Origin of the sequence: Bacillus sp. F19, assembly GCA_023823795.1 — a bacterium.
Classification (GTDB): domain Bacteria; phylum Bacillota; class Bacilli; order Bacillales; family Bacillaceae; genus Bacillus_P.
Genome location: CP085710.1, coordinates 715618 through 728869, shown reverse-complemented (window position 1 = coordinate 728869; position 13252 = coordinate 715618). Strand labels below are relative to the sequence as shown.

The window sequence follows — 13252 nt, the reverse complement described above, 5'->3', positions numbered from 1 at the left end:
GAATTCCTCACCATACCCCTTTCCCGGTCAGCCGTTTTGCAAGGAAATGAGTGCCGAAAATAAGAACGACCCCAATTACGCCTTTGAAGAGACTCGCTGCTGTAGCGTAAGCATACTGACCGTTCAGAATTCCGATTCTGTATACATATGTGTCCAGAATATCGACAACGCTGATAACGGAATCATTCATAAAGTTAAATACCTGATCAAAGCCTGCATTCATAAAGAAACCTAAATTCAGAATAAAGACCGTAATGATCGTATTGCTCATTTCAGGCAGCGTAATATACCTCATTTGCTGCAGGCCAGATGCTCCATCCATGCGTGCCGCTTCATACAGGGAAGGACTGATTTTCATTATCGCCGCTAAATAGATAATCGAGTCCCAGCCGGCGCTTCTCCACATTTCAGAAAAGACGAGCACCCAGCGTATTTGATCCTTGCTTGTCATGTAGTCAAGCGAAGGCAGCTGAAAGAAATTCCTGATTACGTTCACTCCGCCGTCTACAGGGCTCAGCAGACTGATCCAAATCCCTGCTATGACAACCCACGACAGGAAATGAGGCAAATAAACAATCGACTGAACATATTTCCGGTAAGGCATGTTTCTCACCTCGTTGATGAGAAGAGAAAGAATAATGGGAATTGGAAAGACAAAAATGATTTTCATCGTACTGATGATGATCGTATTTTTCAGCACGGAGAAAAACGCCGGTGAATCAAACAGGACATTAAAATGCTTCATGCCAACCCACACATTGTCACCAATAATCCTGTAATCCTGAAACGCAAGCTTCATGCCGATCAAAGGCACAATATGGAAGACAGCAAAGTACAGGAGGGCAGGGAAAATCATGAGGTATAATACCCAGTCTTTGCGCATGAGCGCTAATTTTTGTTTAATCATCATCAGCAGCCCTGCTGCAATATTCTTTTACTTCTGCTGCGGTCGGCATCCCGCTCTGCGCCCCTCGTTTTTCAACGCTTAAGCCTGCAGCGATCACCGCAAATTGAATACATTCTTTTAGAGGCTTTTCCTCTGAAATCGCGTAAGAAAATGCACCTGCAAACGTATCACCTGCACCTGTTGAATCAACTGGATTTACTTTGATGGCCTGGACAGTTTCCATTTCCTGTCCATTGAAGCAGGTGACGCCTTGTTCTCCTTTTGTAATTAGGAGCTTATTTGGATACTTTTTCAAAGCCTCAGCTTCTTCATACTTGCTGTTAAAAATAATTTTTGCTTCATGTTCATTTGGAATCAAGTATGTGCAAAGGCTGATTATCTCATCAGATAATGGAACAGCCGGGGCAGGATTCAGAATAATGATTTTTCCGTGATCGGCAAGCTCTTTGATGATGTATTCTATCGGCTGCATCGGAATCTCCATTGAAATTAAGATGACATCAGCTTCTAAAAGATCATCTATTTTTTTCTGCAAATAAGCTTCATCCGTTTTTGCATTTGCACCCGGGACAACGATGATCCGGTTTTGAGCCTCGCAGATTTCAATTATTGCGCAGCCGGTCGGTGCATCGCGCCGCATTTGAATGCTTGATCCATCTACCTTATTGTTTTCTAATTGATGAAGCAGAAACTTTCCGTGCTGATCGTCTCCAAGCGTTCCAAAAAGCTTGACTGAGCCGCCGAGCCTAGCAGCTGCGGTTGCCTGATTGGCTCCCTTTCCGCCGGGAAACATATGAAAATCCTTCCCTATTACGGTTTCTCCCATTTTAGGAGAAATATCTGTTACGGCAACCAGGTCCATATTTAAACTGCCAATGACCGCTATTTTATTCATAGTCAAATCTCCTAATCTATTTCAAGATTCATTAATGGGGCATGCTGCTGCGCACCATACACATCGCGGTCAAACACAGATCCGGACGAATGGCTTCTGAAAAAGGTAATCTTGAATCCAAGCGCCTGATCAAAAAAAACGATATGCTTCAGCTCCTCCGCTTTAAGACGATAGAGCCTGCAAATAGCGTCCCCGGTGATTTTGTTTGAATGCTTCACATGAAAATAATCATCGCTTTTGCAAAATAAAACATCCAGCGTGATTTCAAATGGACCGGAGTTTTTGCTTCTAAGCACCTTTGAGTATTCTCCTAAAGTTGTCATAGAACCTCCAATTGAAACGGCATCTCACCTTTATTCAGTTTCATAAGATGATAGATTGAGAACTCATATACAGGTCCAAACTCAATATCGCTTGGAGCAAAAGGAAAGGCCAGATTCCCGGCTGTCGACTTTCTTCCTTCATAGCCGTAGTGCAAAAAAGTGGAGCGCAGCGTTGCACATATGCTGCTTGCTGCTTCTTGAGTATCTGCGACAACCTCAAATACAAGACCAATTTCATGACCTGAAAAGGGTTCGCTCTCACTTTCTCCTAATACGGCATTTTTTCCATAGTGGTAAAAGTTGATTTGATAAGTATGTTCAGGGATATCCCTATAATGGCTCATTACTTCTTCTTTTACAGACGCTTCAATTCTTTCGATATTTTTAAGTAAAACCGGATCACGAACCCCTGCAAGGACAAATGTTCTGTATGCTTTCACTCTCGCTCCTTCAAGCTTCACACGGTAATCCTTTGAAGGAACATATTTACTGCCTGATACTTCAATTAAATCCTCGCCTGCATTTTTAAACTCACACTGAGATAAATCCAATAAAAATCCCGGACCATGGAGTAGATAAGGATGATCTTTTTCATAAAAGGTATGAGCTGCCACGCTTGTTGTACTGCATTTTCTGATTGGATTTAAAGCCTGAACAGTAAACGAGCTTTCTTTAACTGTACCGAGAATACAATCCTTCGTCGTTCCAGGTTCAGCGCATAAGGCACCGCATTCTAATATTTTTCCTAAGTGATAAGAAAGGCCTGCATCCATGCCGTGAAAAATGCCAACAGCCGCAAACGGAGATGGATCAAACGCTCTCCCGCAAATGATAAGATCACACTCCTGATGAAGCGCTTCTAAAATGGGTTCATGTCCCATCTGGGCAACAATTGAATGAGTTTCAGTTAAAGAAAGATGAGTTAAATCGGGCACATTCGGACTCATTTTCTCCATTCTCCCCTCATTAAGGGCATGACTGATGTACGATTTATCAAAATCCGCCCAAATGACACCAACTTTAGGCCTGGTTTTCTTATTTGACAGGACTTCATCCATTATATCCAATGTCCATTCAACATGAGGTTTTGCACCAGCTCCTCCCGCTGAACCGACGATAAGAGGAATGTGATTGTCCAAAGCAGCAGAAATGAGGATCTTCAGATCTTTTTTCGCAGCCCTTTTTGAAACGATGCCGACACCTGCCCCCAATTTATGCGGTCCTGCATCTGTAGAACCGGCATCCACAACAATCGCATGAGGCTTCTTTTTCATGCCATTCTGAAAGCTCTCAAGCGGAAAACCGTATCCAAGCATGCCGCATGGTGACAAAATCCGGATTTCTTTGCTCATGCCATCCCCCTTGAAATTCAATTTTTTATGCACTACCAAATATATGTAACCGGTTACATATTATTAGTAAAACCGGATTTTTATTGGTATGTCCATTTTTTTAAAAATTTTGTATTTCATTTAAAGTTTTTTAAAGGAGACATTATGAATATAGAAACACCCTCAGACTGCCCTTCTGATCCATAATGGCAAGGAGAATTTCATTCACTTTTTTTTGGTGAACGGTTTTAAGTTCAGTGACCAGCCATTCTTCATCCTTCCCAAAACGCTGAAGTTCTTGCTTATTTATGCTGCCTTCTCTGATGATGGTTGCAGGTAGATCGAAAGGAGCCGGGGCTAAATTCAGATCAAGATTCGTAACGGTTTGATGATCCGCTTTTAAAAAACAGGAAATCCTGCCGTCTGATTCGAAAAGGGCTGCGGCAACTTTTTCAGGATCTTCAATCTGCTGTTTCCTAAGCTCCGAAAGCAAATCTTCAATGGTTAATCTTGCTTTTTTCAAGTTTTTATAAAAGATCTTGCCATTTGTGATTAAAGGAAAAGCGGGTGGATCAAGAAATATGCGAAACGCATGCCACTTTAGACTGATAAATACGCCCGCTGCATACAAAATAATTAAAACGGTCATCGTGATTGTTGAACCTTTTAGTCCAAGTCCTTCATCAGAAAGCGGATGAGCCATGATATTGCCAATAATGAGTGCAATCACGAAATCAAGGAGCCGCAGCTGGGCAATCGATCTCTGGCCCATGACTTTAGCGGATAAGGCTAAAAAGAAAAAAGCAAAAACTGCTCTCAGAATCCATTGAATGGATGTAAGAGTTTCCTGACCATGAAAAAAATCCATTCTTTACACTTCCTAATAAGGTGATTAATCATTATTCTTCTCCTGAACAAAGATGTTTATGAGCCGCTTACAGAACAATTATCCCGGGGAAACACTTCCAAGCTGATGAGCAAAGGTCCTCCAACTTTTACACAGAAAATCATTGCCCGTTTCACACAAAATAAACATATCTCCTTAAAGGGAGGAATGTTTGTGGAGACAGTCGATTACGACAAAGCCTTATATTATACTCACCGATCACAGTGGGATAATCTTTTGATTTTGATGGTGCGCACAAAAGATGATATGCTCTCAAAACGGATTGAGCAGTTCCTGCACGCATACAATTTCGAAAACAATTACGGAGAAGTCGAAAAGAAATTATATTCACTCCTTCGCTATATCGATCACGCAGTAGAAACAGGACATGAGTTAGAAGATGCGGAGTATGCTTATTTGACATAGAAAAGCGGAACCGACTTGTTAGGCGGAGAAGCTAGAAAATGGAATCGAATAAATAGCTCTGCTCAAATAAAAAATGGAGGGAATCCCCTCCATTTTACTTTTGCTTTTGTATATAAAATTCTACATACATCTTAAGATCCTCGAGTAACTGGTCAACTAGCACCGCTGAATCTTCAAGAAGTTTTTTGTTTTCATAATCAAAACAGATCGGATCAAGGGTAAGCTGTTTTGGTATGGCATTTGCATAAACTCCCCTCATCACGGTTCTCATATTATTCAGAGCATTGATCCCGCCTTTTCCGCCGCCGGCAACTGCAATTAAGCCAACGGGCTTATGTGCAAAATGAGAACTGCCTAAATAATCAATGGCATTTTTTAATGCGCCGCTCATGCCGCTGTGATATTCAGGTGATAATAAAATGACACCGTCAGCTGCTTTCACCTGGTTTTTCAATTCCTGAACTGCATCAAGCTTTTCCTGGTCTTCCTCTCCATTAAACATTGGGAGATTCAGAACACTTAAATCGATTTGCGCTGCTCCGTATTTTTCAGCAATAAATGCTGATGCGAGACGGGTTCTTCCTTTTTTTCTTGGACTTCCATTAATAACAAGCAATTTCATTTTCATTCTTCCTCTCTTATTTGTCCAAGCCATTCTTGACTGCATACAGGGCAGCTTGTGTGCGGTCAGAGAGCGACAGCTTGGATAAAATATTTGACACATGTGTTTTTACAGTCTTTTCTGTGATGTATAAAGAAGCGGCAATTTCTTTATTGCTTTTTCCTTTTGCAATTTCCTTTAATACATCATTCTCCCGATTCGTAAGCGGTGTCAATAGCTTTTCATCTTTTTGATTCGTTTGCATCAAATGGGACATGACATGGGATGTGACCTTGGGATGAAGCTTGCTTTCACCTTTCAGCACTTCCCTGATCGTATGAACAAGTTCATCCGGTTCGACATCCTTGAGCTGATAGCCGGATGCTCCGGCCTGAATGGCTGGGATCACATGGTCCTGATCGGCGTAGCTCGTCAAAATAATGATTTTTATCTGTTCGTTGAATGTGCGGATTTCTTTTGTTGCATCTACTCCGTTCATGATGGGCATGGAGAGGTCCATTAATATCACGTCTGGCAGCAGCGTGCGCACCATCTTTACAGCCTCTTCCCCATCTTCAGCTTCTCCGACAATCTCAATATCCTTTTGGGTAGAGAGAAAGAAATGCAGCCCTCTTCGGACCACTTTGTGATCGTCAGCAATTAACAGGCGAATTCCCATGTTCATGCCCCCTTAAATTGGTATTTTCACTTCTATTTCCGTGCCTCTATTTATTCCGGCGGTTATTTGAAATGTGCCGTTTAATTTTTGGACGCGATTTTTCATTCCCTGAAGCCCCATTGAAGGCAGCGGCAATTTTTCATTGTAAGAAAAACCTGCTCCCTGGTCTTTAATTGTCATGATTACCTCATTTTTCGAACGGTGTATGCGAATGGCAGCAGTTTTTATTTGTGCATGCTTTTTACAATTATTTAACGCTTCCTGACCGATTCTCCACAAGGCTTCCTCTGCATCACACGGGAGAGTTTGAACACCCTGAATATCCGTTTCAAGCTCTAGGCCCAATACTTTCGCGTAATTCATCAGCGCTGATGCAATCCCATTTTCCAGCCCTTGAGGTCTAAGCTGCCAGATTAAAGCCCTCATTTCTGAAAGAGCCTCCTGTGAGAGATCTTGAACATATGACAGCATCTCTTTCATCTGTTGATCTTCTGTCAATTCCTTTGAACCTCTTGCTGTCAGCATAATTGAAAAGAGAAGCTGATTGACGGAATCATGCAAATCCTGTGCCAGCCTGTTCCGCTCCGCAATTAGAGCAAGATGCTGTTCGTTTTCAACAAGCTTCATCCGTTTCATGGCAGTCCCTATTTGTAAAGCAACAGCTTCGAGCAAGGCAAGCTCTTCGGTCGAGAAATTAGTTTTATTTGGAGAAGCAACATTTAATAATCCGATTTTTTCATTCCCCGTTCTAAGCGGAACGGTAGCATGATGGGTAATTTCATTCGTTTCGCCCCATTCAAATTGCTCCGCGTCTTCTAAACGTTTGCAGTTTATGATATTTGCAGCCTTGTTTAAACGGCCGTCCGCAAATTTATCGATGCACCAGCAATCCCCTCTGCACATTGCTTTTTTATGTTCTGTTTCAAGTGCAGGCGGAAGCAGCTGGTCCGCAGCTAATCGATATTGTTTATCTGAATCAATAAGAAAGATCCAGCCTGTTTCGAGTCCCGTTACGTGAAGAAGCTTCTTAAGAACGTCATCAAGCATTTGTTCGAGATCATTTGACTGATTAAGTGTTTCAGCGATTGTCTTTAGCGTCTGCAGTTCCAAAATGCGTTTTTCATCGTTGGACATATCTTTCTCCTTCACAGTGTTTATATTGATAGTATATCAGCGTTTCCCCTTTTGCTGCCTTCTCAATGTGACTGATTTTTTCTCAGACTTTAGATGGAGAATTGGGCTGGATAATATGTTTTCCCTAATCATGTTTTTGCGGTAAAACTGATAAAATCATTACTTTCACTGATAAAACTGCATTTTACGCTATAGAACTTCAAGTTTGTTGAACTTCATCTGAGCAGCAACTAAAATGCCAAATGTCAAATCCTTATAGAAAGGGCCTGATCCTGTGTGAATATGGGTTCCCGCACTAGTGTTAGAATTAGAAATCAGAAAAAATTTCAAGTAGCATCAATATCTTAACGTAAAAAAAAACCGCTGAATCAGCGGATTTCACGAAATCGGATATTGCTGTACAAGCGGATGAACGACAATTTCATCAATGATCATATGCTTTGGCGCGCTTGCCATATAGACAACTGCGTCTGCAATGTCTTTTCCTTTAAGCCAGTCTTTTTTCTCCTCCGCGCCCTGTACTCCATTGTTGAAATAGGAATCGACCATGCCTGGATTGATTGTGCCTACGCGAATGCCGTATTCGCGCACTTCCTGAGCCAGTGAGCCTGAAAAGCCTTGAACCGCATATTTAGTCGCTGTATACGCTGAACCATTTGCAATCGTGTATCTTCCGACATCAGATGAGATGATAAAACCTCTTTCCCATTAAAACAGCTGAAAAAGACCATCACCTTTTCCAGCTGCATTTTTTAAAATAGCTTCCTTATTAGATCAATTCGTTTACTTTTTTCATAAGGGCAGAAGTAAGAGCTTCAAGCTTTTGTTCGCTGTCCGCAAGTGTTTCTCCTGTTACACCGAAGTAGAATTTCGCTTTCGGCTCCGTTCCGGATGGACGCAGGCAGAACCATGATCCGTCTTCTAAATAGTACTTAAGAACGTTAGACGGCGGCAGCGTGATCTCTTCTGTCGTTTTAGCTTCTGCGTTGAAGCGGGTTCCTGCTTTATAATCTTCAATCGTCACAATTTTTTTAACTCCCATCGTCTGAGGAGGATTGCTGCGGAATGAAGTTAAAATGCTTTGAATCTGTTCAGCTCCATCTTTCCCTTTAAGTGTCAATGACTCAAGTCCTTCACGGTAATAGCCGTATTGCTCAAAAATTTCGAGTAAACCTTCATAAAGCGTCTTGCCTTGTTTTTTATAATAAGCTGCCACTTCAACAGCTAAGATTGCTGCTTGTACAGCATCTTTATCACGTGCAAAGTCCCCAATCAAATAGCCGTAGCTTTCTTCATAGCCAAATTGGAAAGTATATTGACCGGTGCGCTCGTATTCATTGATTTTTTCACCGATGAACTTAAAGCCTGTCAGTGTATCGATTGTATCTAAACCGAAGGACGCCGCTACATCCCTGCCGATTTCTGAAGTTACGATGGTTTTCAGAACAACTCCATTGGCAGGCAGGATGCCCTTTTCTTTTTTCTGGGATAATAAATAGTGAAGAAGAATGGCCCCAGTTTGATTGCCCGTCAAAACGACATATTCTCCTTCTAAATTTTTCACGGCGATTCCAAGGCGGTCTGCATCAGGATCTGTTGCAATCAATAAGTCCGCATTGGTTTTTTTGCCGTCACGGATGGCATACTCAAATGCTGCATGCTCCTCAGGGTTTGGAGACTTGACTGTGCTGAAGTTTGGATCAGGCAGCTCCTGCTCTGATACAACGGTTACATTTTTATAGCCAAGTGCATCAAGGCCGCGTCGAACAGGCTTATTTGCTGTACCATGAAGAGGAGTAAAAACAATATTCAAATCTACTTCTTCAGATAGCTGCGGATTCACAGAGATCGTTACAAGCTTGTCATTATAAGCGGAATCAATTTCTTCTCCGATCATTTTAATAAGCCCTGCTGCTTTTAATTCTGCTTCATCCTTCACCTGGATGCTTAGTTCGTCTTCAATTTCGTTTACTTTGGCGATGACTTCATCTGCTGCTGCAGGAGGCAATTGTCCTCCGTCTTCGCCGTATACTTTATAGCCGTTATATTCAGGAGGATTATGGCTTGCTGTGACGACAATGCCGGAGAACGCGTTTAGATACCGTACAGCAAACGAAAGCTCAGGTGTCGGGCGCAGTTCTTCAAAGACATATGTTTGAATGCCATGGCTTGCAAGAGTTTTTGCAGCTTCCATTGCAAACTCCGGTGATTTATGGCGGGAATCATAAGCAATCGCCACTCCGCGTTTTTTCGCTTCTTTGCCGAAAGACTCAATATAAAGCGCCAGACCTTCAGATGCTTTTCGGACAGTATATATGTTCATGCGATTAATTCCAAGTCCTATTTCCCCGCGCATGCCGCCTGTTCCAAATTCTAAGTTTTTGTAAAAGCAATCCTCGCGCGCTTTATCGTTATTTTCTAAATCTGATAAAAGAAGTCTTAATTCTGAATCTAAATCTGTTTTGCTTTTCCAGCGCTGATAGCTTTTTTCAAAACTCATAATGTACCTCCAATAATTTTAGGGTTGTAAGTGTTTTGTAATTATTTCTTCATTATTTAGACAATTCCTGCCTAAATTCGTATGTAAAAAATAGAAATCAGTCGATTCCAAGGCTTATTTTAACACATATTGGGACTTGCTGATATTTTAATTTTGTTAAAAAAATTCAATTTTAAAATAATAAAATCTAAAGAAAAATGGCAGCCGATGGTGATTTTGCATTACTAACGGCTGCCGTATTCTCATAATCAGTTTGCTTTTCTTACCTCATCAGGCACAACTGCATCGTGCAGATGAGTTTGAAGCTTAGCAAAGTACTGCTGCTTTTGCCGAGGACTCCACTTCAGTTTGTCAGCCATGTAATTTGTGACAGGCTCCTGATACGTTCTTGCCCAATTAATATCAAAGTACACGGCACCTGTTCTTCTGACAAAGAAGTCGGAAGGAGTGGCTGTCATTTCTTCTGTCATCGCATAGTCAATTTCTGCGAGAATGTAAATAGGCAACCCGTATTTTTCAGCAAACGGTTTTAACGTCTCTGCTCTCTCAAACAGCGCATCTGCATTTGATCCATACCTTCTTGATAAATGCTTCGCCTGCATTTCTGTCAGTCCAAGGGACATGCCTTGTTCCGTTTTTGTTTTGACAAAAGTTTCAAGACTTGATGAACCGCCTACATGTCCGCCTGAGATCGGCATGTTTCTTGTTTTGCATGCTCCAAAATCCTTTAATCCTGCTTCTTTAAAATCTTTTACAATGAGGTCAATAATGTGCTCTGCCATTTTTCTGTAGCCTGTCAGTTTTCCGCCTGCAATGGTGATGAGTCCTGTTTCAGATGTCCAAATCTCATCCTTCCTTGATATTTCAGAAGGATCTTTGCCGTCTTCATGAATAAGCGGACGAATGCCGGCCCAGCTTGATTCAGCATCCTCAGCACGGATGGACAAGTCAGGGAACATATAGTTAATGGACTCAATCACGTAATCTCTGTCTTTCACTGTCATACGGGGATTTTTCGGATCTTCTTTGTATACTGTATCTGTTGTGCCTACATAGGTTTTACCGTCACGCGGGATCGCGAATACCATCCGTTTATCAGGCGTATCAAAGTAAATAGCCTGTTTCAGCGGGAATTTGCTTTGATCAAAGACAAGATGTATTCCCTTTGTCATCTGAAGAGATTTTCCATTTTTCGATTTATCCATTTCTCTCAGCTGATCGACCCAAGGGCCTGCAGCATTGATGATTTTCTTAGCGTACACATCATATGTTTTTCCAGAAATCGTATCCACAATATGAACACCGATGACTTTTCCTTTTTCGTAAATAAACCCGCCCGCTTTTGCATAGTTGACTGCATCTGCACCGAAGCGCACAGCTTCTTTCATGACTTCAATTGTAAGTCTTGCGTCATCTGTCCGGTATTCTACATAGTAGCCTCCGCCCTTTAGTCCTTGCTTTTTCACAAGCGGCTCTTTCGCAAGTGTTTCCTTGGCGCTTAGCATCTTTCTTCTTTCTCCGCGTTTAACAGCTGCAAGAAAATCATATACACGAAGACCGATCGATGTTGAAAATGGTCCGAACGTTCCTCCTTTGTGCATGGGGAGGAGCATCCATTCAGGAGTTGTTACATGCGGCCCGTTTTCATACACAATGGCTCTTTCTTTCCCGACCTCTGCCACCATTTTGACTTCAAATTGCTTGAGGTAGCGGAGTCCGCCGTGCACAAGCTTTGTCGATCTGCTTGAAGTGCCTGCTGCAAAGTCCTGCATTTCAACAAGACCGATTTTCATTCCTCTTGAAGCAGCATCAAGCGCGATGCCGGACCCTGTGATTCCTCCGCCAATGACAAATACATCATACGTTTCCTGCGTCATTTTATTTAAGATATCGTGTCTTTTATCGCTTGAAAAAGCCATTTGATTTTCCTCCTAATATTTTCCAGAAGGGATTAAAAAAGAGACCACAACAAGCTAGTGCAGCAATTAAATGCCTGCTCTAGTGTTGTGGCCTCTCCCAATCTCCAACCGTTCTATTAACTTGATGTCAGTATATCATAAGATTTGTTTATTTAAAAGCCTGAGCTGCTTTTACTGCTTTTTTCCAGCCGCCGTATAACTCATCGCGGACTTCATCTTCCATTTCCGGTTCAAACTGCTTATCTAATTTCCATTGCTTAGTAATATTAGATTTGTCCTCCCAGAAGCCGACAGCAAGACCTGCAAGGTATGCTGCACCAAGCGCAGTTGTCTCATTTACTTCAGGACGCTCAACAGGGACGCCCAGCATGTTGCTTTGGAAATCCATTAAGAAATTATTTTTAACAGCACCGCCGTCAACACGAAGTGTTTTTAATGAAATGCCTGAATCTGCTTCCATAGCAGTCAGGACATCCTTCGTTTGATATGCAAGTGATTCGAGTGTAGCACGGACAAAGTGCTCTTTTGAAGTGCCCCGTGTTAAGCCGAAAACAGCTCCTCTCACGTCACTGTCCCAGTATGGTGTTCCGAGCCCTACAAATGCCGGAACAACGTAAACACCTTCTGTTGACTCGACACGGTCAGCATAGCGCTCACTGTCTTTTGCATCTTTAAACATGCGGAGTCCGTCACGCAGCCATTGAATCGCAGAACCGGCTACGAAAATACTTCCTTCAAGCGCATATTCGACTTTGCCGTTCACACCCCATGCGATAGTCGTTAACAGGCCATTTTCAGAACGAATTGCCTTTTCGCCTGTGTTCATCAGCATGAAGCAGCCTGTACCGTACGTATTTTTAGCCATTCCTTCTTCAAAGCATGCCTGGCCAAATAATGCTGACTGCTGATCTCCTGCAGCGCCTGCAATTGGCACGGAATGACCGAAGAAGTGATATTCTATTGTATTTGCATACACTTCCGATGAAGGCTTAACTTCAGGAAGCATTGATTTTGGAACAGTTAAATATTCTAATAGCTCATCGTCCCACTTTAATTCATGGATGTTATACATTAATGTGCGGGAAGCATTTGAATAATCGGTTACATGTGCATTACCGCCTGACAGCTTCCAGATCAGCCATGTATCAATTGTTCCGAATAAAAGATCGCCTTTGTCAGCTTTCTCTCTTGCACCTTCAACATTATCTAAAATCCATTTCACTTTTGTTCCAGAGAAGTAAGCATCAATCAATAATCCTGTCTTTTCTCTGAATGTATCATTATAGCCTTTTTCTTTTAATTCTTCACAAATGCCAGCCGTTTGTCTTGATTGCCATACAATCGCATTGTATACAGGCTGTGAAGTATTTTTATCCCAGACAACAGCTGTCTCGCGCTGATTCGTGATTCCGATGCCTGCAATTTGCTCTGGTTTTACATTCATTTCTGATAAACATGTTGCGATTACAGCTAAAATAGAACCCCAGATTTCATTTGCATTATGCTCCACCCAGCCTGGCTTAGGGAAATATTGTTTAAATTCTTTTTGTGCAATGTGAACAATTTCACCCTGTTTGTTAAATAAAATGGCTCTAGAACTAGTCGTACCCTGGTCTAAAGACAAAATATACTTTTCCATGGATAAATCCCC

The 13252-nt window shown here is 41.9% G+C and carries 12 protein-coding genes and 1 pseudogene; 1 reads left to right on the top strand and 12 read right to left on the bottom strand.

The features are described from left to right. Window positions 1-7 precede the first annotated feature (7 nt). From LIT25_03895 to LIT25_03875, 5 genes are all read right to left on the bottom strand, one after another. Window positions 8-910: an ABC transporter permease subunit gene (locus LIT25_03895; protein USK34520.1), complete on the bottom strand. Its 903-nt coding sequence runs from the start codon at window positions 908-910 to the stop codon at window positions 8-10. After that, window positions 900-1802 carry a ribokinase gene (gene rbsK / locus LIT25_03890; protein ID USK34519.1) on the bottom strand — a complete coding sequence of 301 codons (903 nt, stop codon included), beginning with the start codon at window positions 1800-1802 and terminating at the stop codon, window positions 900-902. The genes LIT25_03895 and rbsK overlap by 11 nt, the downstream gene beginning before the upstream one ends. Window positions 1803-1813: 11 nt before the next feature. Then, window positions 1814-2125 carry a DUF4387 domain-containing protein gene (locus tag LIT25_03885; GenBank protein ID USK34518.1) on the bottom strand — a complete coding sequence of 104 codons (312 nt, stop codon included), beginning with the start codon at window positions 2123-2125 and terminating at the stop codon, window positions 1814-1816. Further along, window positions 2122-3477: a DUF1446 domain-containing protein gene (locus tag LIT25_03880; protein USK34517.1), complete on the bottom strand. Its 1356-nt coding sequence runs from the start codon at window positions 3475-3477 to the stop codon at window positions 2122-2124. Before LIT25_03880 ends, LIT25_03885 begins: the two co-directional genes overlap by 4 nt. 142 nt (window positions 3478-3619) lie before the next feature. Then, window positions 3620-4324 (bottom strand): DUF421 domain-containing protein, encoded by a 705-nt coding sequence (locus LIT25_03875; GenBank protein ID USK34516.1) that lies wholly within the window; start codon window positions 4322-4324, stop codon window positions 3620-3622. A gap of 192 nt (window positions 4325-4516) precedes the next feature. Here LIT25_03875 and LIT25_03870 point away from each other — a divergent pair, with 192 nt between their 5' ends. Further along, window positions 4517-4768: a YhdB family protein gene (locus tag LIT25_03870; protein ID USK34515.1), complete on the top strand. Its 252-nt coding sequence runs from the start codon at window positions 4517-4519 to the stop codon at window positions 4766-4768. A 94-nt stretch (window positions 4769-4862) separates the two neighbouring features. On the opposite strand, the gene LIT25_03865 is transcribed toward LIT25_03870, so the two are convergent. The 7 genes and pseudogenes from LIT25_03865 to glpK all read right to left on the bottom strand — a co-directional run bounded on the left by LIT25_03865 (window position 4863) and on the right by glpK (window position 13240). Then, the gene (locus LIT25_03865; GenBank protein ID USK36150.1) at window positions 4863-5390 is read right to left on the bottom strand and encodes an NAD(P)H-dependent oxidoreductase; all 528 of its coding nucleotides are present in this window, start codon (window positions 5388-5390) and stop codon (window positions 4863-4865) included. Between the two features lie 16 nt (window positions 5391-5406). Next, on the bottom strand, window positions 5407-6048 hold the full coding sequence (locus LIT25_03860) for a response regulator transcription factor (protein USK34514.1): 642 nt from the start codon (window positions 6046-6048) through the stop codon (window positions 5407-5409). 12 nt (window positions 6049-6060) lie between these two features. After that, window positions 6061-7161: a GAF domain-containing sensor histidine kinase gene (locus LIT25_03855; GenBank protein ID USK36149.1), complete on the bottom strand. Its 1101-nt coding sequence runs from the start codon at window positions 7159-7161 to the stop codon at window positions 6061-6063. Between the two features lie 399 nt (window positions 7162-7560). Then, window positions 7561-7875: pseudogene (locus tag LIT25_03850) on the bottom strand (SDR family NAD(P)-dependent oxidoreductase). 76 nt (window positions 7876-7951) lie between these two features. After that, window positions 7952-9682, bottom strand: a complete 1731-nt coding sequence (locus LIT25_03845; protein ID USK34513.1) for a phospho-sugar mutase — start codon at window positions 9680-9682, stop codon at window positions 7952-7954. A gap of 248 nt (window positions 9683-9930) precedes the next feature. Beyond that, the gene (locus LIT25_03840) at window positions 9931-11601 is read right to left on the bottom strand and encodes a glycerol-3-phosphate dehydrogenase/oxidase (protein USK34512.1); all 1671 of its coding nucleotides are present in this window, start codon (window positions 11599-11601) and stop codon (window positions 9931-9933) included. Window positions 11602-11749: 148 nt separating this feature from the next. Then, a complete protein-coding gene (gene glpK, locus LIT25_03835; GenBank protein USK34511.1) occupies window positions 11750-13240 on the bottom strand; it encodes a glycerol kinase GlpK in 1491 nt (496 codons plus the stop codon). Between the last annotated feature and the right edge of the window lie 12 nt (window positions 13241-13252).

What these genes read in the sequence shown, in the direction of transcription:
- LIT25_03895 (USK34520.1), bottom strand. Translation starts at nt 910, where the DNA reads ATGATGATTAAACAAAAATTAGCGCTCATGCGCAAAGACTGGGTATTA.
- rbsK (USK34519.1), bottom strand. Translation starts at nt 1,802, where the DNA reads ATGAATAAAATAGCGGTCATTGGCAGTTTAAATATGGACCTGGTTGCC.
- LIT25_03885 (USK34518.1), bottom strand. Translation starts at nt 2,125, where the DNA reads ATGACAACTTTAGGAGAATACTCAAAGGTGCTTAGAAGCAAAAACTCC.
- LIT25_03880 (USK34517.1), bottom strand. Translation starts at nt 3,477, where the DNA reads ATGAGCAAAGAAATCCGGATTTTGTCACCATGCGGCATGCTTGGATAC.
- LIT25_03875 (USK34516.1), bottom strand. Translation starts at nt 4,324, where the DNA reads ATGGATTTTTTTCATGGTCAGGAAACTCTTACATCCATTCAATGGATT.
- LIT25_03865 (USK36150.1), bottom strand. Translation starts at nt 5,390, where the DNA reads ATGAAATTGCTTGTTATTAATGGAAGTCCAAGAAAAAAAGGAAGAACC.
- LIT25_03860 (USK34514.1), bottom strand. Translation starts at nt 6,048, where the DNA reads ATGGGAATTCGCCTGTTAATTGCTGACGATCACAAAGTGGTCCGAAGA.
- LIT25_03845 (USK34513.1), bottom strand. Translation starts at nt 9,682, where the DNA reads ATGAGTTTTGAAAAAAGCTATCAGCGCTGGAAAAGCAAAACAGATTTA.
- LIT25_03840 (USK34512.1), bottom strand. Translation starts at nt 11,601, where the DNA reads ATGGCTTTTTCAAGCGATAAAAGACACGATATCTTAAATAAAATGACG.
- glpK (USK34511.1), bottom strand. Translation starts at nt 13,240, where the DNA reads ATGGAAAAGTATATTTTGTCTTTAGACCAGGGTACGACTAGTTCTAGA.